Source organism: Deltaproteobacteria bacterium, from assembly GCA_016874775.1.
In the GTDB taxonomy this organism is placed as follows: domain Bacteria; phylum Desulfobacterota; class Binatia; order Bin18; family Bin18; genus VGTJ01.
In genome coordinates this window covers 1-21,594 of sequence record VGTJ01000109.1, presented here as the reverse complement: position 1 = coordinate 21,594, position 21,594 = coordinate 1, and the positions used below count along the sequence as shown (strand labels likewise).

At 54.9% G+C, this 21,594-nt stretch carries 19 protein-coding genes; 8 read left to right on the top strand and 11 right to left on the bottom strand.

The window, feature by feature from the left end:
* Positions 1-206: 206 nt before the first annotated feature.
* The 5 genes from FJ147_17950 to FJ147_17930 all read right to left on the bottom strand — a co-directional run bounded on the left by FJ147_17950 (position 207) and on the right by FJ147_17930 (position 5,709).
* Positions 207-1,085, bottom strand: coding sequence for an LLM class F420-dependent oxidoreductase (locus tag FJ147_17950; GenBank protein ID MBM4257761.1), 879 nt, complete (start codon positions 1,083-1,085; stop codon positions 207-209).
* A gap of 371 nt (positions 1,086-1,456) precedes the next feature.
* On the bottom strand, positions 1,457-2,311 hold the full coding sequence (locus FJ147_17945; GenBank protein MBM4257760.1) for an SDR family oxidoreductase: 855 nt from the start codon (positions 2,309-2,311) through the stop codon (positions 1,457-1,459).
* Complete coding sequence (locus tag FJ147_17940; GenBank protein ID MBM4257759.1) at positions 2,283-3,908, bottom strand: NAD(P)/FAD-dependent oxidoreductase; 1,626 nt, start codon at positions 3,906-3,908, stop codon at positions 2,283-2,285. Before FJ147_17940 ends, FJ147_17945 begins: the two co-directional genes overlap by 29 nt.
* A gap of 115 nt (positions 3,909-4,023) precedes the next feature.
* On the bottom strand, positions 4,024-4,890 hold the full coding sequence (locus FJ147_17935) for an LLM class F420-dependent oxidoreductase (protein ID MBM4257758.1): 867 nt from the start codon (positions 4,888-4,890) through the stop codon (positions 4,024-4,026).
* Positions 4,891-4,905: 15 nt separating this feature from the next.
* Positions 4,906-5,709: an enoyl-CoA hydratase/isomerase family protein gene (locus tag FJ147_17930; protein ID MBM4257757.1), complete on the bottom strand. Its 804-nt coding sequence runs from the start codon at positions 5,707-5,709 to the stop codon at positions 4,906-4,908.
* A 53-nt stretch (positions 5,710-5,762) separates the two neighbouring features.
* Here FJ147_17930 and FJ147_17925 point away from each other — a divergent pair, with 53 nt between their 5' ends.
* From FJ147_17925 to FJ147_17910, 4 genes are all read left to right on the top strand, one after another.
* Positions 5,763-6,569, top strand: coding sequence for an SDR family oxidoreductase (locus tag FJ147_17925; protein MBM4257756.1), 807 nt, complete (start codon positions 5,763-5,765; stop codon positions 6,567-6,569).
* Positions 6,570-6,672: 103 nt separating this feature from the next.
* Positions 6,673-7,968 (top strand): Rieske 2Fe-2S domain-containing protein, encoded by a 1,296-nt coding sequence (locus tag FJ147_17920; protein MBM4257755.1) that lies wholly within the window; start codon positions 6,673-6,675, stop codon positions 7,966-7,968.
* Between the two features lie 40 nt (positions 7,969-8,008).
* Positions 8,009-8,503, top strand: coding sequence for an aromatic-ring-hydroxylating dioxygenase subunit beta (locus FJ147_17915; GenBank protein MBM4257754.1), 495 nt, complete (start codon positions 8,009-8,011; stop codon positions 8,501-8,503).
* Between the two features lie 31 nt (positions 8,504-8,534).
* Positions 8,535-9,527 carry an amidohydrolase gene (locus FJ147_17910; protein MBM4257753.1) on the top strand — a complete coding sequence of 331 codons (993 nt, stop codon included), beginning with the start codon at positions 8,535-8,537 and terminating at the stop codon, positions 9,525-9,527.
* A 6-nt stretch (positions 9,528-9,533) separates the two neighbouring features.
* On the opposite strand, the gene FJ147_17905 is transcribed toward FJ147_17910, so the two are convergent.
* On the bottom strand, positions 9,534-10,598 hold the full coding sequence (locus tag FJ147_17905; protein ID MBM4257752.1) for an extradiol ring-cleavage dioxygenase: 1,065 nt from the start codon (positions 10,596-10,598) through the stop codon (positions 9,534-9,536).
* A 275-nt stretch (positions 10,599-10,873) separates the two neighbouring features.
* Here FJ147_17905 and FJ147_17900 point away from each other — a divergent pair, with 275 nt between their 5' ends.
* The 3 genes from FJ147_17900 to FJ147_17890 are packed head-to-tail and all read left to right on the top strand — an operon-like array spanning position 10,874 to position 15,709.
* Entirely contained in the window at positions 10,874-12,100 is a 1,227-nt protein-coding gene (locus FJ147_17900) for a hypothetical protein (GenBank protein MBM4257751.1), read from the top strand.
* Positions 12,097-14,967, top strand: a complete 2,871-nt coding sequence (locus FJ147_17895; GenBank protein MBM4257750.1) for a tetratricopeptide repeat protein — start codon at positions 12,097-12,099, stop codon at positions 14,965-14,967. The genes FJ147_17900 and FJ147_17895 overlap by 4 nt, the downstream gene beginning before the upstream one ends.
* A complete protein-coding gene (locus tag FJ147_17890) occupies positions 14,912-15,709 on the top strand; it encodes a DUF4336 domain-containing protein (protein MBM4257749.1) in 798 nt (265 codons plus the stop codon). Before FJ147_17895 ends, FJ147_17890 begins: the two co-directional genes overlap by 56 nt.
* Positions 15,710-15,775: 66 nt before the next feature.
* Here FJ147_17890 and FJ147_17885 read toward each other — a convergent pair whose 3' ends face one another.
* Positions 15,776-16,666 (bottom strand): enoyl-CoA hydratase, encoded by an 891-nt coding sequence (locus tag FJ147_17885; protein MBM4257748.1) that lies wholly within the window; start codon positions 16,664-16,666, stop codon positions 15,776-15,778.
* Positions 16,591-17,061: a nuclear transport factor 2 family protein gene (locus FJ147_17880; protein MBM4257747.1), complete on the bottom strand. Its 471-nt coding sequence runs from the start codon at positions 17,059-17,061 to the stop codon at positions 16,591-16,593. Before FJ147_17880 ends, FJ147_17885 begins: the two co-directional genes overlap by 76 nt.
* Before the next feature lie 220 nt (positions 17,062-17,281).
* Between FJ147_17880 and FJ147_17875 the strand changes: the two genes are divergently transcribed.
* Positions 17,282-18,910, top strand: a complete 1,629-nt coding sequence (locus tag FJ147_17875; protein ID MBM4257746.1) for an NAD(P)/FAD-dependent oxidoreductase — start codon at positions 17,282-17,284, stop codon at positions 18,908-18,910.
* Between the two features lie 91 nt (positions 18,911-19,001).
* Here the strand turns inward: FJ147_17875 and FJ147_17870 are convergent, their stop codons facing one another.
* The 3 genes from FJ147_17870 to FJ147_17860 form a co-directional block, all read right to left on the bottom strand.
* On the bottom strand, positions 19,002-19,742 hold the full coding sequence (locus tag FJ147_17870) for a hypothetical protein (GenBank protein MBM4257745.1): 741 nt from the start codon (positions 19,740-19,742) through the stop codon (positions 19,002-19,004).
* A 60-nt stretch (positions 19,743-19,802) separates the two neighbouring features.
* The gene (locus FJ147_17865) at positions 19,803-20,099 is read right to left on the bottom strand and encodes a hypothetical protein (GenBank protein ID MBM4257744.1); all 297 of its coding nucleotides are present in this window, start codon (positions 20,097-20,099) and stop codon (positions 19,803-19,805) included.
* 594 nt (positions 20,100-20,693) lie between these two features.
* Positions 20,694-21,425 (bottom strand): hypothetical protein, encoded by a 732-nt coding sequence (locus tag FJ147_17860; GenBank protein MBM4257743.1) that lies wholly within the window; start codon positions 21,423-21,425, stop codon positions 20,694-20,696.
* Between the last annotated feature and the right edge of the window lie 169 nt (positions 21,426-21,594).

Genomic DNA, 21,594 nt, shown 5'->3' with positions numbered 1-21,594 from the left:
GAAGCCTATGATGAACACCTGCGTCAACGCACCCTTCGCCACCTCAAACGGACCGCCGCCCGGTTGGGGTTCACGCTCCTCCCCCAGCCCGTCTCGGCCTGAGAGTGTGTTTCTGAGCAGTGAAGCGCGGAATCCCTCCGAGAGACCCTTCGTTGCACTCAGGGTGACAGCGCGAGTGTACCAATCTTTCATGGTCCGATTTAGCTTTACACTTTTTGCCCACGCTCTATGACCGGTGCGACACGGTTGATCCATTCCATGCCTTTGCCATCGGCAATTTCCGTTCCCATGCGTTGCGAAAAGACGATTACGCGCTCAGCCCCAGCATCACGATAGCGTTTGAGATCATCAGTCGATGGGCCATTCTCAGACGGTTCGACAATCGCCGTGCACTGCAGGCTGTCGGGGTTGCGTCCCGCTTCTCGGGCGAGTCGGCGGATCTCAGTCATATCTTTCTTGAACTCCTCGGCGCTATGAACCAGCGGGAGCCAGCCGTCGTACGTCCGGGCCACTCGCTCTAACGCTTTCGGCCCGTGGGCACCGAGTAAAATCGGTGGTCCGTTCTTTTGCACCGGTTTGGGCTCACAGCGTACCGCTGGAAAGCGCACGGTCTCGCCTTCGTAACTGGCTTCGGTCTTGGTCCACAGCACTCGCATCGCTTCCACCATTTCGCGCATTCGCTTCCACCGCAAGTGAAAACTCACGCCCATGACTTCCGTTTCTTCGCGTAACCATCCTGCCCCGGCGCCAATAATGACGCGCCCACCTGAATAGAGGTCAAGACTGGCTATGACTTTTGCCGTCATCATCGGCTCACGCTCCGGTAGCAAGCAGATTCCCGTGCCGAGCTTGATTTTCTTTGTCACTGTCGCTGCCACGGTGAGGGCAATGAATGGGTCAGCCCAGCGGTTATAGTGTTCGGGCAGTTTGCCATCGCCAATGGGGAAGGGGGTCTTGTGGCCAACCGGAATCACAGGATGTTCCGGAATCCAGAGCGAGTCAAAGCCTAACGACTCGACTTTGCGAGCGTACTCAGCCAGGTCACCGCTCTGCGCGGTTGCGGTCATCAGAATACCAATGTTCATATGGTCCTCCTTCTACGGATCACGCACGGGTGCGTAAATAATTCACTTTTAGTGATTCGTTCGTGCAGGTGCACGCCCTGCTCCAGCTAAATCAAACCACACGAGAGTGGTACACTCTGGGTTGTCACCGGAGCGACCGTAGCGTACGCCATGCGCACGGGAAGCAAAGCTGGCACGTGCAGCGTGCGCACAGCGCACGCTACCCCAGTTGAGAGGAATAGCCGAAGCCAGGCCACCCTTCGACAAGCTCAGGGTGTACGGGGTAGCGTCGTGTTCGTATCCCCGTTCGCGTTGACGTCTTGAGCTTAGTCGGAGGATCGAAGTATGAGCAGCGCACGTCGACAACCAATTCAAGAAGCCTCTATTCTCCTTCACCACTCCGGCCCCTGGCCACTGAGACTCGGCATGCCAGAGTGCGCCCACAGTCCACCATCAGCAACAATAAAGGCACCGGTGATAAACGAGGCTTCATCCGATGCTAGGAATAACGCGACATTGGCGATTTCTTGCGGCTCGCCATAGCGTCCCATGGGAATAGCCTCCTTGATACGCGCAAATGTCTCTGGGTGGCTTTGCCCCAGGCGTTGCAACGGTGGTGTCAGAATCGGTCCTGGACAAATGGCATTACAACGAATGCCTTTGCGGGCATACTCAATGCCAGTGACCCGCGAAATGTTCACCACGCCAGCTTTGACGGCGTTGTACACACCAAGTGTGTAGTCTCCGGCTAACCCCGAAACTGAAGCGGTATTGATGATGGCGCCTTTGCCTTGTTTGAGCATCGGCTGCAATGCCATCTTGATGGCATACCAATAACCGGTCAGGCTGATGTCCAGCGTCTTTTTCCATCCCTCAAGTGTGAGATCGCCAATTCGTCCAACAACCGTGAACAAGGCGTTGTTATGAAGAATATCGAGACGACCAAAGCGATAGGTCGCAAAGGCAATCATTTGTTCGATGTCTGTAGTGTTACCGACATCGGCGTGAAAGTATTCGGCGCGGCCACCAGCGCGTCGGATGTCTTCGACCACGCGTTGACCATTGGTATCGTCGATATCGGTCACGACGACAGTCGCCCCTTCGCGCGCAAACGTTCTGGCTGTGGCTTCACCAATGCCCGAACCCGCACCAGTAATGAGAGCAATCTTGTCCGGCAATCGCATCACGTCCTCCTCGTTGCCAACCGCGCGCACACGACTATTGCAACACACATCCCTCATATCCATTGGCTGCCACTTCGGCACACTTTTTTCGATAGGCGGGGACAGTGTTGGCGTAGAGCAAAAATACACGTTTCTTTCCTGGGATGTTCGCACCGACAAACCAAGAGTTTCCTGAAGCAAAGAGTGACTTCTCTGCCAGTTGCGCTGCGTGGTCTACCCATGCCTCTTCGGCCTCTGGGGTCGGCGCAATGCGTTGATAGCCCTTCTCGCGCACGTGGCGAATACAGTCGGTAATCCATTCGACAATCATCTCGGCAGCGACAGGATAGTTGCCGAACGCCGTACTGATAGCAAGGAAAAGATTCGGGAAATTGGCGATTTGCAGCCCAAGAAAGGTTTTCGGTCCGTCAGCCCATTTGTCCTTGATCGTTTGTCCGCCGAGGCCGCGAATATCGATCTGTGTCATCGCTCCGGTGAACGCATCAAAGCCTGTCGCATAAATGATGACATCAAACTCGTACTCCTTATCACTTGTCTTGATTCCTGTGGGAGTGATGCACTCGATCGGGGTCTCTTTAATATCCACGAGCATGACGTTGTCACGATTGTACGCTTCGTAATAGTCGGTCTCTAAGGGAATGCGTTTGGCGCCGAAGGGATGATCCTTAGGCACTAGCTTTTCTGCAACTACCGGGTCTTTGACTCGGGCGCGGATCTTGTTACGCACGAACTCAGCAAAGTCTTCGTTGGCTTCTTTATTCGTCATAATGTCGCGGAAATTGGCCAACCATTTTGAGAATCCGGGTTGCGCCCACAATCGTTCATACTGGACGAGTCGCTCGTCTTTTGAGACCTCTAGGGCTTTGCGTGGGTCAAAGTCGTGGGTAAACCCGGTCGCGGTTTCGCGGCACTTTTTGTGAATCTTTTCGTACGAGGCTTTCCACTGACGTTGGGTTTCCTCGGACACCAGTCCGTTCCGCAATGGCGCGCAGTAATTGGCGGTACGTTGGAAGACGGTGAGGTGGCCACATTCTCTGGCCACGATTGGGATGAGCTGTACAGCCGTAGCGCCGGTACCGATGCACGCCACGCGCTTGCCAGCGAAGTGGGCTTTCTCCTTTGGCCAGCGCGAGGTGTGATAGGACTCGCCTTTGAAGCTCTCGATCCCAGCAAAGGGAGGGGTATAGCGGGCAGTTAAGACGCCCACCGCAGCGATAAGAAACTGCGCGCGTGCCCGTTGGCCACTTTCTAACTGAATCGCCCAGCGATTGGTCTTTTCATTGAAGACGGCTGAGGTAACCCGAGAATTGAGCTGAATATTGGGTCGGAGATTGAACTTGTCGGCTACATAATTCAGGTAGCGTTCATTTTCCGGTTGGCCGGAGAAATGCTCCTTCCAGTCCCATTCCTGTAACAGTTCTTTGGACCACGAGTAGCCGTACGTTTCGCTCTCAGAATCGAAACGGCACCCTGGATAGCGGTTCCAGTACCAGGTGCCGCCCACGCCGCCAGCGTCATCGTAGAGCCGGACTGAAAGCCCTAACTCGCGGAGACGATACAATTGATACAAGCCAGACACGCCGGCACCGATCACAATCACGTCAAATTCTTCGACGGTGCCATTCGCCGCTGTCGGTGCGGTCGGTGATATATTTGCCATGTTGATGCTCCTGTGACTGTAGAAAGATTGGGAAATCTCACATAACCCCGTGAAGCCGTACCTTAAGTTACCGTAACCTGTCAACAATAGCCTTGAGAACCCCGCTTGGCACCCCTTAGCGGCACTGCTTCATCAAGCTCACGAATTGTTCTAACCTGCGCCACTGCTTATCCGGCGTCACGGCGTCGAGCACCAAGAGGATTCGTGTGAAGCCCAGCGCTGCTAATTCTGTAATGCGTCTTTCCGTGCCAGCCGCTCCGTAGATGCCATAGCCAGCGAGGACGCTCAGATCGAAATCCGCAAAAGAGCGACCCACTCGTGCCGCTTCTGCTCGGATTGCCGCGACTCCAGCCGCAACGTCATCGAGTCCGTCGACAGGCATCCAGCCATCGCCGTACTCGACGACACGCTTGGGCATGCCCTTGGTGGCGCCAACCCCGAGTAGCACCGGCGGGCCACTTGCTTGCACGGGTTTCGGCCAACACCAAATAGGATCGAAGTTAACAAACTGTCCGTGAAACTCAGCTTCCGCGTTCGTCCAAATCGCTCGCATGGCTAACACGCGTTCGCGCGCCACTTTCCAGCGATCCTTGAATTCTACGCCGTGATTGGCCATCTCTTCGACGTTCCACCCTGCGCCAATGCCAAAGAGAAAACGACCACGGGAGAGACGATCGAGATTGGCCACGGTTTTCGCCAAGGCGATCGGATGGTGCTCGGTCATCAGACACACACTGGTGCCGATCTTCAGCCTTTCCGTCACTGCCGCTGCGGCTGCTAATTCGATAAAGGGATCAGCAAAGTGTTTGTATATTTCTGGCAGAGCCCCGCCACTGGGAAACGGTGTCCGGCGACTCGTGGGAATATGGGAATGGGCGCCCATAAACAGCGATTCAAAATCATGCGCTTCCATCCAGCGGGCTAATTCGACCGTGGAGATGGAAGCGTCTGTTGTAATCGTAACGATTCCGAACTGCAGCATTGTGGAGTTCCTCCTTTAGTACAACCGTTGGCCGATGAAGATCCCATCCACGAAGTGTTTGGTTCTGGTTGCCGCCTTTTGCGGGAGTTTCAGCACTTCCTCAGTCAACTCGCGTACCGCGGGCATCAGTTCACTGTCCTGCACCACCCGATGGAGCATGCCGAGTTCATACAGCTCACGGGCTTTGAAATGGCGGCACAGCACCATTGCTTCTTTCGCGCGCCACGGACCTAACCGTGCTGCCATGACCAGCGCTGGCCCGCCGGTGAACGGTACGCCTAATTCGACCTCTGGAACCCAGAACTCGGCCTGTTCTACTGCCACGACAAAGTCGAATGCGGTAGCAAGTGCCCAGCCACCTCCCACTGCATAGCCATTTACCGCCGCAATTGTCATGCAATCCAAACGTGTGATGTGATCGAACACCCGTCCAACTGCACGAGCCGTACTGCCGCCGTTTTCTGCGAAGACTCGCGCCCGTTCCTTCGCGTCACTGATCCCTTTCACGATCGACATATCGGCGCCTGCCGAGAACGCCGCGCCAGTGCCGGTGACGATCAAGACCCGTACCTCGCGGTCGTTGCGCACCTCGCGGATGAGATCTTCGAGTTCCTGCATTACCTGCGCATTCAAGCAATTTCGCCGCTCCGGGCGATTAAACGTGATGGTCGTTGTCACGCCGTTTTTTTCATAGAGAAAATTCTCAGCCATACAAGATGTTACTCCTCTTCGCGAATTCGGGAGGTCGCGATCACGCCAGGAGATACCATATCTGACGGCATAAGGAACCTCGTTCACGCAAGTGTTGTCCCTTGCCATTGACTTGAGAGTGTTCTCTTCCTAGCCTGTTGCAGTTCAGTAAGGAGGGAGCCGTGAAACTACAAGGCCAAGTTGCGTTAGTGACGGGAACGAGTCCGAATATCGGTGGTGGCATCGCTGACGGGCTCGCTGACGAAGGCGCCAAGGTTGTCTGTGTCGACATCGTGCCTGACAACGCTCACCAATGCGCAGCCGCGATTGCCCAACGTGGTGGCCAGGCGATCGGCGTGGTGTGTGATGTCACTAATGAAGAGCAGGTCAAAGCCACTGTTGCCCGCGCGCAAGACGCATTTGGTGGAGTCGACCTCTTAGTCAACAGCGCCGTCATTTTCAATCAAAAAGGTGTGCTTGATATGTCGCTGGAGGAGTGGACCCGGCAGACCTCGATCATTCTTACTGGCACGTTTTTGTTCACCAAGTATGTTGCGCAATTAATGATTGCTCAAAAGCGGCGCGGCAATATCATTAATATCATCTCCACAGCGGGCCATCAGGGACAGCCACGTAACGTTGGCTATTGTACAGGCAAAAGTGGCTTATTGAACTTCACGCGCTCGGTGGCAATGGAGCTGGTCGATTACGGCATTCGGGTGAACAGCCTTACCCCGACAGCTACCGATCCACGGGAAGGACTCGAACGTGCTGAACGTTGGGGCAGAGGGCCGGGCGATCAACGCATCGTGTCGATGTTTGAACCGTTCCGCAAAGGCGCACCGATGCGGAAACTGCCAAGCCCCAACCACTACGCCAAAGCGATTGCGTTTCTGGCGTCTGATGATGCGGAAATGGTGACTGGTATGGACTTGCGTGTCGATGCTGGCACCATCGCACGATATTGGGCGTGGAATCCGGAGACGTAATGCGAGAGACGAGATGCGTCAGGCGTGATAGACAACAGACTGAAGGAGCACGGAATACGTAACCCCCACCACGGAACATGCTGATCCGTATAGGAGCGTTATTATGGAACCTACCTCCCTTGAAGGCTTAGTCGTCGACAATCAACAAGACGGCTTATTTCGCGTCAACCGTCAGGCGTTCGTGAGCCCCGAGGTCTTGGCGTTGGAACAGCAGCGCATCTTCGCACACTGCTGGATCTATGCGGGCCATGAGACGGAAGTGCCGAACCCGGGCGACTTCTGCTCGCGGCGTGTCGCAGGGCGACCCGTGATTCTTGCTCGTGGTGACGATGGGCAGGTGCGCGTCCTGCTGAACACCTGCACCCATCGTGGGGCACTAGTCTGTCGCGAACAGGCTGGCAACGCGCGTTCATTTCAGTGCCCGTATCATGCGTGGACCTTCAGCACTCGTGGTGAGTTGATCGGGCTGCCTGGAGAAGATGCCTATAGCCCTGCGTTTAATCGCAATGAACTTGCCCTCGGTACGCCCCCACGCGTGGAGAGCTATCGTGGGTTTGTGTTTATCAACCTTGATCCCAAGGCTGAAGACCTCGTGACATACCTGGCAGGTGCGAAGGAATATCTCGACCTCGTGTGCGATCAGTCTGAAGTGGGCGTGGAGATCGTGCAAGGTTCACAACTCTACAGTATGCGCGCCAATTGGAAACTGTTGGTGGAGAACAGCATCGATGGCTATCATGCGTTGCCGACACATCAGCGCTACATGTCGTTCCTCGGCGAGATTGGCGGGATGGACCTCTCCGCGGTTACGCGCTTACGTGGATTCGCCAAAAGTCTGGGCAATGGTCATTCGGTGATCGAATATGAACCACCGTGGGGGCGGCCAGTCGCGCGTTGGGCGCCCTATTTTGGCAAAGAGAAGAAGGCATCGCTTGCTGCGATTCAGCAACGCCTGGAGCAGCGCTTCGGTAAAGAATGGGCCTATCGGGTGGCGCAAACCAGTCGCAATCTGCAAATCTTTCCTAATCTCATCATCAACGACATCATGGCCGTGACCGTGCGCACCTTCTTCCCGGTGTCATGTGACTATATGGAGATCAGCGCCTGGGCACTCGCACCGAAGGAGGAGACTGCGGAAGATCGAGCGTTACGGCTTGATAACTTTCTGACCTTTCTTGGTCCTGGTGGGTTCGCCACACCTGATGATGTGGAAATGTTGGAGTCGTGCCAACGCGGATTTGCTAACCGTGAAGTGATGTGGTCAGACATATCGCGCGGGATGAACCGAGCAGAGCCAGTGACGACAGATGAGTTGCAGATACGGACCTTCTGGCGACGCTGGCATGAATTGATCACCGGCACCCCATCTGCCAAGGTGACCGGACAACGGGCAGCGTAACCCGTAATTCGTGACAGAGCGCGCGTGTAAGGAAACCGTTATGACGGTAAACAACAATGTTGTCACACGTCAACAGATCGAAGACTTTCTGTATGAAGAAGCGGCACTGCTCGACGAATGGCACTTAGAGGAATGGCTGGAGTTATTGACCGAAGATGCGGCGTACTACGTACCCTCGACGGACAAGCCTGACGGAGATCACAAGTCGACACTGTTTCTCGTGGCTGATGATTCCACACGCATTCGCTCGCGGGTCAAGCAGTTGCTCGGACGCTTTGCTCATGCGGAGAACCCACGTTCCCGTACACGTCGGATGATTAGTAACGTCCGCATTCGCAGCATCGAAGGTAGCACGATCCATGTAACCGCGAACTTCGCTGTCTATCGATCTCGCCTGGAACAACTCGACCTCTATGTGGGTCGCTATGAATACACACTGGTGCAGAAAGACGGGCAAATGAAAATTCGTGAACGTCGCGCCATTCTTGATATGGACTCGCTCCGCCCTCACGGGAAAGTGAGTATTCTGTTGTAACAGGTGGTTTGTCGCAATAGAGGAGTGAGTGATGCTGTCTCCCATCGATATGCACAATCACATGATCGCACCGGAGGTCGCCGACTTCCTCGCGCGTGAGGGAGAGAGGTACGAAACACGGATCGTCGAGCAAAACGGTCAGAAGTTCTTTGTCATCCAAGGGTCTGCACGCCGTCCGTATCATGACAAGATGTCATGCCCCGAGGCACGGCTCGTCGATATGGATGCTGGTGGCATTGGCATTCAAGCGGTCTCCTGTGTGCCATTCATGATGTATCCAGAAGTGACACCAGACCTTGGGCTCGCCATTGCGCAGGTGAACAACGATGCGCTCGCCGCGATCGGCCAGCGTCTGCCAGCGCGTTTTCTGCCCCTGGCGTCGGTACCACTCCAAGATCCGCAATCTGCAGCACGAGAGCTAGAGCGTGCTGCCAAACGGGGGCTACGCGGTGTGGAGATTCCGCCGCGTATTGATGCGCACGGATTAGATGAGTCGCAATTCGAAGTGTTCTGGGCAACGGCGGAAGCGCTACAGATGGTCGTTTGCATTCATCCGTTTGAGGCTGCGCCACGTGGCATGTTGGCGCGGTACGGCTTGGGGGTACTGGCTGGGAACTTGTTCGATACTGGTCTAGCTGCTGCGGTGCTGATTTACGGTGGCGTGCTGGAGCGCCATCCGCGTTTACGTGTCGTGCTATATCATGCGGGTGGAGCGCTACCGAGTATGTTGGGACGACTAGATATGGGCTTTGAACGTCTGCCTGATTGTCGCGCAGCGATTCCCCGCCCACCGTCGTCGTACATGGAGCAATTCTGTTTGGATACGATCGCCTTCAGCCCTCGCATGCTGCGTTATCTGGTGGATAGCTATGGCGCAGAGCGGCTTGTGATTGGCACCGATTACCCACTGCCAGCGGGTATTGCCCAGCCAGTGGCAGAGGTTAAAGCACTGGGATTAGCACCAGATCAAGAAGCCGCCGTACTTTGGGGCAATGCACGGCGGCTTTTACGGCTTGACCAGTAGACAATCTTAGGGGCGAAAGAATGCAAAGCATTTGTTCGAGTTAAAAATCCACGACTCAATGAGTGTGCTCTCGTCCGGCTTTCGTCCTAATTCAGACATCGCGCCCACTAAACAGCACCAATTCAGCACTTCTTGTTGGCCGCTATCTTCGATCGCGGCCAATGGATACCGACGCCAGGTTTCATAATCTCCAGCCTGGAGCGCAGCGTACAGTGCTCGGTCTGCCGGTATATCGGGGTACAGCCACTGATTCTTCTCCGTCAAAAACGCATGTGACCATCCTGAGGAGGCAATTAACGCCACTCGCCAGGGACTACGCTGCAAGGCGCGCGCTACTGCCGCACCGACCTCGAAACATCGGCGTGGACTAGGGGAGGGGGGATCAAACTGGTCGGCAGTGGGGAGCTGGTCCAGATTAGGTAAGCTTGCTTTCTGAATCACGACGCGTCGCCCATAGGAATTAATCTGAAAGGGCACAAGCGGATAGGTGAACCCGCGGCGATCATAATCGAGATACAGCACCGCGTTGAGGAAGGCATGGCCAAGAGTGTGGTGCAGCGGCTTGTAGGCGTAGGCAATGTCAAAGCCGCCCTCCAACAGACTGGTCGCGAGAAACTTAGCGCCAGCGCGATGACCGGTGAGGGGAAAGGTCTTATCCATTGGTTCGCCCCATACATTGGGACCGAACATCTTGGCAAAATTTTCCGCCCACGGTGGTCTCGCTTCGATCCCCTCGTACGCCATCACACAAAAGGCGGGAATAACGTCTTCCTTAAAGTTTTCGTATTGATCATCGCCCCAGATGACGATGAAATCCGGTGCGAAGTGATCGATCTCTTGCCGGGCCTTACGAAACCAAGTCACTAATTGTTCTCTATGTTGTTTTGCTGCACTTTTGCCCTCATCCTCGCCCCATTCTTGTCGCATGGCCTCCGGCCACCGCTCTGGCTGTTTGTAGTGGTCTGGGATGCGAGGACTGCGCAGGAAGTATTTCAACAGTGCGGCCATGCTGTCATCGTGATGGATCAGCGGGGGATAGTGGGTCACGCCTACGCCTAAAATCTCACCCATAGCGCACCTCCTGGTTGCGTTGACGACAGGATCATTCCTGTTTCAGACGGTTTGTTCAAGGTCCAACCTCTTTTCGGCAAGGTTACAAAATCTCGTCAACCGGCGACAATTTATCGCCCTGCATACACATGCTTTCTTGATGAATATTTTGTCGTACTTTCGGATAGTTAATTGACAATTTGAATATAGGAAAATTGATATATATTGAATTGACTATAGTAGAAATTTTCTGTACAGCTTCTCTGATGTATCGCGGTTTCTATACCGGAGGGAGCATGGAGGAAGAGCATCACGATCCCACATGGCCAGAGAAAGTCACGCCCCATATTGGTCAAGCCGTTCGTGGCGAGATGCGTTTCCCACGGGCGGAACTCGAAGCCGAGTTTGATAGTGCATTGACCCGGACCAATGGTGGGATGCTCTTTGGCTTGCGTCGCACTGGTAAGTCGAGTGAAGCCGTCGCCTGTGCTGAGCGGCTACGAAAACTCGGCAAGAAAGTGATTGAGGAAGATGCGCAGGGGAAGACTTCGGAGGCGGAGTTGTTGTGTGCGATCCTTGGGCAGCTCCAGGTACAGGGGATTGGTGGTCGTCTGCTCAGATTTATCTCCGGTGACAGCGCCATTCCCGCAGGAGTGCGTGAGGCCATCAAGCTACTCACTCCCAGTAATATCGGTGATGTCCAGGCGTACTTTGGGCCGATCGCAGCCGCAATCCAGCGAGCACTGGCAGCCCATGACGAAAAACCCGTTTTGATCGTCGATGAACTGCCGTGGTTGTGTCGCAGCATCCTACAGGCTGACTCCCAAACTGGTCGCCGCCGCGTAGATGTGTTACTTGCCGCGTTGCGAGGATGGCGTGCTGCAGGGATGCGTATGTTGCTGATGGGATCGATTGGCCTGGTCGGACTCGGACGTGAATACAAACTCGACTTGAGCCACCTGAACGATCTCACGCCGCTCTCGGTACCGCCACTTGAACCCGAAGAAGCTGAAGCATTGGTCCGTGCCCTCGCTGCTGGTGGGAATATTTCCGGTTGGAGCGAAGAGCATACGCAAGCGTTGCTCACTGAAAGTGTGGCCTTCTATCCCTCGATCCTGCAACGTGGATTCCTGCAGGTGACCATCGGCGGCAAGGCAACCGCCGTAAAGCGTTTCGAGGATATTTTTGCCCGCAAAGTACGGCCTGAGCTTGATGATGCATTCTTCAAACAGTTCGATAATCGCGTGCAACGCTACGGCATCCTTGACGCACCGCTCCCGCAGTTATTGGAACACGTGTTAGAGGCTGTCCTCGTAGCCCCCGCACCGGTTTCTCGGTCAGAACTCAAAACTCGTGCAGGTGATGCAGTCGATGAATCGGATCTCACTGATGCACTCAGTATCTTGAAAGAGGACGGATTCGTAACGCCACGGATCGCGCGTAGTGGTCCGCAGACCTGGAGCGCGGCATCGACCTTGGTCACCGCGTGGCGCAACCAACGGCGTGGAGGCGCGCCCGCATGACTACCCCGCGCATCGTTGAAACCTTCAATACTCACCGCATATTACCTGACGTGGTGCGTGAACTCGCCACCGGCCGCGATGATGAACTACGTGAACTGCTGCAAGAGATTCGTCATGCCGCGACCCATCCTGAGACCCCACCACAACACATGATCGTCTATGGCGAACGCGGCTCGGGGAAATCGTTCCTCATGCGCCTGGTGGAGATTGAAGGGGAGAACCTGGCGCGCTCGGAAAACCTGCCCCTTGTCTTTGTGCTGCTGCCAGAGGAGCAATACAACATCAAAACCGCTCCACAAATCTTAGAGGTTGTGGCTGCAAAAGTTCGTGGTGATGATTGGTCAGCCAGTGCGTACAGCTTTGATCCACGCCCTCCGGCCAAAGCCTGGGAGGCTGCAGGACAAGCGCTATCAGACGCACTGGACCGACGCTTTGGTGAAGGTCGTGGGCTTGCGGTGGTGATGATCGAGAATTTCGACGCGTTATCGCGCAATCTCTTTGGCACTGGTTCACTTGAGAGTACGAAGAGGGGCAAGGGTACGAAAAGCGTGACCAACGAACCGCTTGCCGCTGAAGAACGATTCCGTGCACTGCTGGGGAAAAAGGGCGCACGCTTCATGCTCATCGCCACGGCGACAGGCACCGTCGATCTGGATTACAACCGTCCGTTGTTTCTCGCCTTCAAAGCGCTTGACCCCAATGCCTGGGACGGCGATGCCTGTATCGCCTACTTTAACAAGCGGCGCAAGCTGCAAGGGCTCGAAGAACTGACTGTGATAGAAGAGGCACGCGCCCGTGCGATTGCCGAATTTATTGGTGGCAATCCGCGCTTAGCGCAACTGCTGGCCGAAGTGCTGGCTTCGCCTGACGCCCGCACGATCGCGCAAACTCTCGATGCGTTGAGTGATCATTTGGCTGACTATTATCGCCGTCGTCTGGATGATCTGCCCAGTAATACCGCCGGACTCCTTGATGCGTTGATTCGCAAAGGCGAACCCTGCTCACAATCTGAGCTAGCCACGCGGGTTGGCGTGCAGCAATCGCAGATTGCCGATGCGTTCAGTTATCTCACGCAAGCACGTCTGCTTGCGGGTGACCGCGCCCGCGACGGACGCAGTACGCTGTATCGCGTGCGTGACCGCTTGTTTGTCCACTTTTATCGCCGACGCTACGGTGGAGAGGAACACGCAGTTGGCTTGACCCCGATCGTTGAGTTGTTGGCTGCTTTTTTCACAACAGAAGAACGAAGCGAACTTGCCCGACGGCATCTTGAAGCCAGAGAACTTGCCGAAGCGCGCGTTTTTCGCGGACTCAACGGCGGGTTCGATGACGGTTCACGCGGTTATGATGAATTCCGCGATGCACTGGTGATGGGACCAACAATGAAGCTGTGGGATTTTGCTGGCCTCTCCTCAGAAGACATCGAACCTGCCCGCATTCAGTTGCGAGACCATCCCGAACACGCCTATAAACGCTGGAGCGATGCTGCGAAAGCGTCACTTCCACCTCTGCAACGCACGGTGGCAAAAATCCTCCAAGCCGTCGCTGCATCGAGGCTTAACGATGACGAGGGTGCACAACAGTTGTTGGCTGACGCGCTGATTATCGCTAAGACCGACGTGGCAACTGATGCGCAGATTCTCGCGATTGATTGGATGGCGCCCTTTATTTGGTACCGCCTCAAGGATCACGAACGTTCAGTGGAACAACTGAGAGAGATTCAAGACCTAGCTGATAAAGCATGCAATGTGTATCCGAAGATCTGTGCCTACCTCAATATGGCGTTCGCTGAAGGGGAAGACAGCCGATATGTTGAAGCAATCTCTGCAGCAGATATGGCAGCAGACCTCGCTGACAAGATTGAAGACAGCGTCTCTCTTAGTCTTGCGTTGAGGTACAGAGCGCGGAGTTTGGGACAGCTTGGGCGCTATGAGGAGGCGGTCGCAGCGAGCAAAGAAGCGGCAATGTTGGCACGACGGGTCGGAAGTGTATCAGGAGAAGCTCGATCCCTTAGTAGCCAAGCGTGGTGTTTGTCGCAACTTAAGCGCAACAAGGAGGCAGTGTCAACTTATGACCAAGCTATTGTTTTGGCCCGAACCGCAAAGGACCTAAATGCGCTGGTCCAATGTCTGGGTCAAAAGAGTTTCCTTCTGTTTGAGAATGATCAGTTCGCGGTCGCATTGGCAACAATACAGGAAGCGTTAGCAATCAATGATCAAAGCGTGCACGCAGATCAAAGAAGACTCGCTTTCACAGTCTTCTCTGACGTCGCAATGCGGATACCAGCGTCAGATGTAGTCGCGCGGCTGCAAGAGGTGATAACTGAGACACCAGCGCATGACCGTTGGTTCGATTGGTGTCTCGATCAGGTGATGGCTGCTGTGACACGGGCAGAACAGTGGGCTGAACTGCGTGAAGTCGTGCGAGAACATCAAGAGTGGTTTGCCAAAGCCGGACCGTTCCCGGTGTTCAACAGAATTGGTTCGGTGTGGACTGACTTCCTCAAGGAGAAAGGGCGCGCTGAGACTTTTTCTCTTGTAGCGCGAGATCTACTTATCATTGCTGAGGTGATGCAATCGATGCCCCGTAGTTCTCATGTGTATGATGTCATCGCTGGGGTCGTCTCAACCTGCGATGATCCCGGCTTCCTGCGCGATCTTTCGCCACTGATTGTTGAAGTTTTTGGTACTGAGGCTGAAGACGAAGCTCAAAGACTACTGACATTCGCTGAGTTTCATACGGCTGAGGACAAAGAGAAAATGCTGCAACGACTCAACCCAGACCTTGCCAAAACGATCCGCCTTATGTGGAATGTGCCAGAACCCGAGGACATCCTCGCGCGACGTGGTCGACCGAAAGGGCGATAATGGAGTTTCTGTTTTGCATTGCCAAGGAAAAGACACGATGATGAAAGGCCGAAACCCGCAGAAGATCCAAGAACTCGCTCCTGACCTATGGACTGTGTACCAGCCGTTACGGTTCCTTGGGCTCGAACTCGGTGCTTGTATGACGATCATCCGTCTTCCGGGATCACAACTTGTCCTCCATTCTCCCATCGCTCGATCACACGAAATCGCGGAGCAGGTTGAACAACTTGGTTCTCCGGCGTTCCTCATTGCGCCGAACCGCTTTCACCATCTCTATGTATCAGACTGGCGCGAAGCTTACCCAACCACGCGCCTCTATGTCGCTCCTGGACTAGAGAAGAAACGTCCTGATCTCGCGATCACCGGGGTATTGGGCGAGAAGCCCATTCCAGGCTGGTCCGAGGTCATGGATCATGCCTTGCTTGCCGGAGCACCCGCCGTCAATGAAGTTGTTTTCTTCCACAAGCCGAGTAAAACGCTTATCGCGAGTGACCTCGCGTTTAACATCGACGCTGGCAGTCCAATGCTCACGCGGCTCGCATTCCGTCTCATGGGTGCCTATGGTTGTCTGAGCACCACGTTACTTGAACGCGTGATGATTCGCGATCGCGCGGCGTTCAGGGACTCACTGGCGCGGATTTTACGCTGGCCCATCGCACGAGTGATCGTTGCGCATGGTTCGGTGGTGGAACGCGAAGGTCGCGCTGCTCTTGAGCGTGCCTATTCGTGGTTGCTCCGCTAAGAGGAGCTTTTCCATCTCTCAGTCGAACATGCGCTCCATTGTCGTCGAGCTGCGTATCTCAGAAGGCTACTTTGGCTTCAGGGCCCGTGTGACACCGGGCATGACTTTCGGGAAGCCTTTCCCTTCCAAGCTGTCTTTCAGGTAACTGTCGAAGCCATGCACCATATAGTGCGAATGGGCGTTGCGCACCGCCTCACTGAACCCCATCGCATCCTGGGCCGCGTTGGTCGCCCACTTCACCATCCGTAGGGTAAAGGGATCATTGTCAGCAATCTCCCGCGCGAGCGCCATGGTTTCCGTTTCCAGTTGTGCCTGCGGGACGACGTGATTCACGAACCCCAAGCGCCAGGCCTCGTCCGCAGAAATAAAACGGCTGCGGAACATCGCCTCTTTGGCTTTGCGCAGCGGGATATCCCAGGGCACCGAGAAGTACTGCATCAAGGCCGGCAGAAACTGAGCGTCGTCCGCAGCCACAATCAGATCCATAGCGGCAGCGAACATCCAGCCACCGAAGATACACTTCCCCTGCACCTGCGCGATCGTCGGTTTGTCGAGGTTGCGCCACCGTAGCGTGGCATCAAGGAATAAGGAACGCGAGAGCCCGTACTGGCCACTCACCCGCTTCGAGATTGGCCGCCGCCGCATATCTTCTTTTTCTTCCGCTGTCCCGATGTCATGCCCAGAAGAGAAGGTATCACCTGCCGCCGCCAGTATGATGACGGGGACCTCGTCGTCGGCGTCCGCCGCCGCAAAGGCGTGGTCCAGCTCCTCGATCATCAGGCGCGATTGGGCATTCTTGTACCGCGGGCGGTTGGTGATGAGGCGGGTAACGGCACCATGCCGTTCCTCGATGATGGTCTGGTATTCCATGCGTATGACTCCTAGGTGTAAGCTTCCGAGTGCGTATCGAGCCGGTTCGTATGCGTGACGTTGACATTGATGGACGTGAAGCGCCATCCGGCATCAGTTTTGACGAACGTGTCGGTGTAGGCTCCCATCTGAACGACGAAATCAATCAACGACCGGTCACGTTTACGACAGACGCGCGATAAGCAGTGCAGATAGAATGTTCCGGTTGCCGTGCGTCCATCCTCGGCGATCGTGATGTGAGGTGAAGTCACGTAGTGCAGCACGTCGACCACGGACTGCGACAGCTCCCGAAAAAAATTACAGATCTCCTCGTGGCCGTGAAATTCGCCATAACCATTCGCCGACCACGTGCCGTTGGGAACGAAGATTGCCCTGAACCCATCGAGGTCATAGCCACCGTCGCAGCAGCGCGCGTAGCGATACTTCAGTTGCTCGATCTCGCGCACGTTTTCAAGCAACGCAACCCGGTCTTCAAGTGTCATTTGTCTCCTCTCCCGTCTTCTGCCAGATGATAGTGATGTTCCCGACGGTTACGACAATTCTTCCGTGTTGTACCCAGACCTGCGGGCGAATGCACCCCCCTAACGAATCTGACGCGCAGCTTGACATCTGCCGCCGACACCTGCGAAATAACCTAAGCCTGCTTGAGGCCATGCAGGCTCAACACAACGTTAAGGAGGGCGTATGAGTACGACTGAAGGGATGACCACGACCACACAGCAGAAAGCAGCGGTAGGGACTGGGACGGTCGAACGATTTGACGCGATCGTCATCGGCGCCGGCGTCTCCGGCTTGTATCAACTGTATCGTCTACGAGAACTTGGGTTCTCGGTGCGTTGCTATGAAGATGGGAGCAATGTGGGCGGTACCTGGTATTGGAACCGGTACCCCGGTTGTCGTTTCGATTCTGAGAGCGAGACCTACGGCTATTCGTGGTCGAAGGAATTGTTGCAGGAGTGGGATTGGAAGGAACATTATTCCGGTCAGCCGGAAAACGAGAAGTATCTCAATTACGTTGCGGACAAGTTTAACCTGCGCAAAGATATCCAGTTCAATTCGCATGTGACCTCGGTGATCTATGACGAGAAGACCAATCGCTGGGATATTCAGTTGGAGAATGGTCAGCGCACTAGTGCACAGTTTGTGATTGCAGCAGTGGGCCTGTTGTCCGCTCGCTACACACCGCCGTTTGAGGGGGTGGAGCGCTTCAAGGGACAGTCGTTTCATACGTCCCGCTGGCCGAAAGAGAAAGTCGATTTCACCGGTAAGCGGGTCGCTGTGATCGGGACCGGCGCTACTGCGGTGCAACTCATCCCCGAAGTCGCCAAAGAAGTCGGTCATCTGACTGTTTTCCAGCGGACACCTAACTACTGTGCCCCATGTCGCAATTCGTTGGTGACCGCCGAGGAACAGCAACAATGGAAGGCGAACTACGACGATATTCACAAAAAGATTCGCCAGACGACTGTCGGGATGATGCATGAGTTCGATAAACGCAAAACATTCGACGTACCGAAGGAAGAGCGCCTCAAGTTTTATGAAGAATTATGGTCGAAACCCGGCTTTACTAAGTGGTTGAGCAATTTTCACGACATTATGTCCAGCGAGGAAGCGAACGAAGACTTTGCTGAGTTCGTGCGTAACAAGATTCGTTCGCGGGTCAAGGATCCTGTGGTCGCAGAGAAACTCGTGCCGAAGGACCACCCCTTCGGGTCGAAGCGTATCCCATTGGAGACCAACTACTACGAAGCCTACAACCGGGATAATGTCCTGCTGGTCGATGTGCGTGAGGCTCCCATCGAATGCATCACGTCGAAAGGCGTGAAGACCACAGAAAAAGAGTATGAATTCGACGTCATTATCTATGCTACAGGGTTCGATGCGGTGACAGGCGCATTGACGCGCATGGATATTCGCGGCGAAGGGGGACAAACGATCAAGGACAAGTGGGCCAATGGCCCGCGGAACTACTTGGGATTGCAAAGTGCAGGCTTTCCGAATCTGTTCATTGCGATCAACTCTGCGTTTTGTAACTACACCGTCTGTGCTGAGACGATCGTCGAATGGATCACCGATGCCATTCGTTATGTGCGTGAGAAGGGCTTGAAGAGTATCGCTCCGAAACCGCAGGCGGAAAATGCCTGGATCGAGTACATCAACAAGATCGCCGAAGGGTCGATTTTTACGCGGGCCAAATCGGCATGGTTTATGGGGACCAATATCCCAGGAAAGCCGCGCGCGGTTCTCCTCAACCCACTTCCTGCTCCGGCCTACCGGGCTAAGGTTGCCGAGGCCACAGCCAAAGGCTATGCGGACTTTGTCCTGCAATAAAAATCATATTGTGTGACGAAGCGGTTTTTCGCTGAAAGGTAGCGTGTGTCCAGCGCGCGCTACCGACACGATCAGGTCTGCCGTACGCCACTCACTGACTCCTGCGTGTCCGTCGCTTCAGTTCCTGGGAAACGGGATTCACTGTCGGCGTCGCCTGCTCTGTCCGAAATGTCCAGTTATAGGTGTACCGGCGGGTGCGTACGTTCACACGGTACTCATGGTCAGGTGTCAGTGGCTTACGAGGGACGAGGACGACCGCTCCATAGCTTGCTAAGACTCTTTGTCCATAGGGATCTGGATAGCTTTGGGCATCAAACCCACAAGTCTCAATTTTGCGCTGAGTCGTTTCGTCCTCAAGTGAATACGATTCGAGCCGCACGCGAACAGAAGGCCCCAATTGTACTGTGATGGGAAGCCCTACCGGAAGTGTATATCCTGGACAGGCCTCAAGCGGATCTGGAAATTCCGAGTTCACCATCGCTCCCATTGGCATGGTTGCTCCATCTGGCGGAAAGAGTACTGGTTTGATGACCCCGACAGAGATTGCGCCACGCAGCACGAGCACTCCTGCACGAACGGGCCAGCGACCGTACTCACCATAGCCTCCTGCTTTGGCCCACGGCGCTAGAATGGGTAAGCGATGGAACGGCGCGACAAGAAGACCGTCAACATCGGCAATCGGATCTTTGTTCCACGCTATCCCCCCATGTTGAGCCGCTTCGTTTCCTTCTCCGGTCCAATACTCGTTGCCAAACGTTTCACTATGCGCGCTTGCACCGAGTGCAAAGGAGTACCTCCGGAATGCTGCCGCTTCGGACGGACCGTTCTTCACTAAGGCGATTTACAGGAAAGATTATACCATCTGCGCATTGACCAAAGTATTCCCTAAACCTTAATAGATTAGACGGATATTGAGGATTTTGATTGCTTGAGCTTGGGATACTCTTTTCAAGAACTCTCCTAAGTACTGGGCATGCTGAGTACTGCCGAGGCTCAGCCAGGAATTTTCTCCAATTGGAGCCACGCGCGCCTCAGTTCGCCAGCGGTTGACGTGTGCCAGCCATGCCGCATCCGAGGCACTTGTCTTGAACCTATCGGCAGTCGGATCGATCATCGAGCCAGGCTCGGCGGCAAGATCACCTTCTGACGCTAAACGCTTTTGCTCTGCAAGCGTTTGTGATTGCCACACTGGTACTCCTGGGACTCCGATCGACTGCAGATTTCCTTGCCGATCTATCGAATATTGAACACAAGATGTTATATGGACAAGTGCCCACAGCAACCCGACAGTAGGTATTACGCCAAATCGCTGGGAGCTAAGCACGAACATCCCCTCCATCGCTCTCCCCTCCTAAAATGACCTCTGTACAAAGCACTTTAGCTTCATATGGAATTACGCTGCTCTTATTATTGGGGCACACGCGCTTTGTCAACGAATGCCTTCCGTCAGGGAAACCCGAGGCGCGCATTGACTATGGGATTGCAGGTCCGCACGAGTAGTGAGGCCTGGGCACTCCATGACGTGGTGCTCAGGCGTGAACACACTCCCGCAGTGATTCCCGGCAGCGATTCCCCGCGCTGACAGACTGCGACAGCCGTCTTCTAAAGAGCAAGCTGCTGCCGCGCGACCCTCGCAGCCCACTTACCAATACTGAACGAAGGTATTTGAGCGATCAACGAGAATGACCTTACTACGACGGGGGAGGTCATGCGGATGACGAAGTCATTGTGAGATACGTTCGCCACTCTGTGTTGATAGTCTTTCTTGCGGAGAAATTTGCAGTCAGTAGCGAAATCGATAGCTGATTTGCCACCCATCATCATGCGGACCTCCACGCGTCAGGGATGGGTGACGACTATGCGCCCAAATATATTCGATCCCGATCCGATGGCGTAAGCCAAAGTCGAACAGGTAGGCCAGGGTGACGGCATCTCCACGATCGCGAGACCAATTCGGGCCACCATCAAGATCGTGGACGCGAAAGACATCATAACGAGCAGTGAGGCGATGCGTACGATAGCGATAGGAAAGTAACGTATAGAAAGCACTAAATGAACTGTCCCAATTGGCCACACGCGTGTGGGTCTCGCCGATAAGGTATTGCGCCAGGAAGTCGACATTGGGCAGTGGATGGAGCACGGCGCCGAGTGTACCAAACCGTGTATGCCAGGCTCCAGTGGTGCTTTGGTCACCCAGGTTATCGAAATAGCCCAGGAGAGCATGGCCACGCTCCTGTCCATCACGTATTGTGATGGACGTATAGATGGCAGGGCGGTAGTCACGTTCATCAAACACGAACATCTTCACCCGCGGTCGCGGGAGAAGTAAGGTGCTATTGACTCCTCCGAGGGCGTCGCTCAGCACCCACCCGCGCTCCGGCAACAACCAGCCAAACGAGTCAGGGCCAAAACCAGCTCCTCCTAAGACGCTCAAACGAAAGTTGCCCGGCAGAACCCACCACCGTTCGGCTTCAAGGCCGGTGATCCGCAGCTCCTCCCAGAGCCAGGTATTCAACGCTGACGGAGTTAAAGAATACTGTGGAGTCCAGGCTGGACCAGAATGCTCTAAGAAAGTGTTTTTTAATTCGTATTTTCCGTCGTCACCATCCGCAGCGTGCGCCGGATACTGGCCAAGTACACCATAGCGTCACTGGAAACGGTGGTATGTTCGAAGTCCCGACACA

Coding starts and splice junctions, on each gene's coding strand:
- FJ147_17950 (MBM4257761.1), bottom strand. CDS start 1,085: ATGAACATTGGTATTCTGATGACCGCAACCGCGCAGAGCGGTGACCTG.
- FJ147_17945 (MBM4257760.1), bottom strand. CDS start 2,311: ATGGATATGAGGGATGTGTGTTGCAATAGTCGTGTGCGCGCGGTTGGC.
- FJ147_17940 (MBM4257759.1), bottom strand. CDS start 3,908: ATGGCAAATATATCACCGACCGCACCGACAGCGGCGAATGGCACCGTC.
- FJ147_17935 (MBM4257758.1), bottom strand. CDS start 4,890: ATGCTGCAGTTCGGAATCGTTACGATTACAACAGACGCTTCCATCTCC.
- FJ147_17930 (MBM4257757.1), bottom strand. CDS start 5,709: ATGGCAAGGGACAACACTTGCGTGAACGAGGTTCCTTATGCCGTCAGA.
- FJ147_17920 (MBM4257755.1), top strand. CDS start 6,673: ATGGAACCTACCTCCCTTGAAGGCTTAGTCGTCGACAATCAACAAGAC.
- FJ147_17915 (MBM4257754.1), top strand. CDS start 8,009: ATGACGGTAAACAACAATGTTGTCACACGTCAACAGATCGAAGACTTT.
- FJ147_17910 (MBM4257753.1), top strand. CDS start 8,535: ATGCTGTCTCCCATCGATATGCACAATCACATGATCGCACCGGAGGTC.
- FJ147_17905 (MBM4257752.1), bottom strand. CDS start 10,598: ATGGGTGAGATTTTAGGCGTAGGCGTGACCCACTATCCCCCGCTGATC.
- FJ147_17900 (MBM4257751.1), top strand. CDS start 10,874: ATGGAGGAAGAGCATCACGATCCCACATGGCCAGAGAAAGTCACGCCC.
- FJ147_17895 (MBM4257750.1), top strand. CDS start 12,097: ATGACTACCCCGCGCATCGTTGAAACCTTCAATACTCACCGCATATTA.
- FJ147_17890 (MBM4257749.1), top strand. CDS start 14,912: ATGTGCCAGAACCCGAGGACATCCTCGCGCGACGTGGTCGACCGAAAG.
- FJ147_17885 (MBM4257748.1), bottom strand. CDS start 16,666: ATGGCGCTTCACGTCCATCAATGTCAACGTCACGCATACGAACCGGCT.
- FJ147_17880 (MBM4257747.1), bottom strand. CDS start 17,061: ATGACACTTGAAGACCGGGTTGCGTTGCTTGAAAACGTGCGCGAGATC.
- FJ147_17875 (MBM4257746.1), top strand. CDS start 17,282: ATGACCACGACCACACAGCAGAAAGCAGCGGTAGGGACTGGGACGGTC.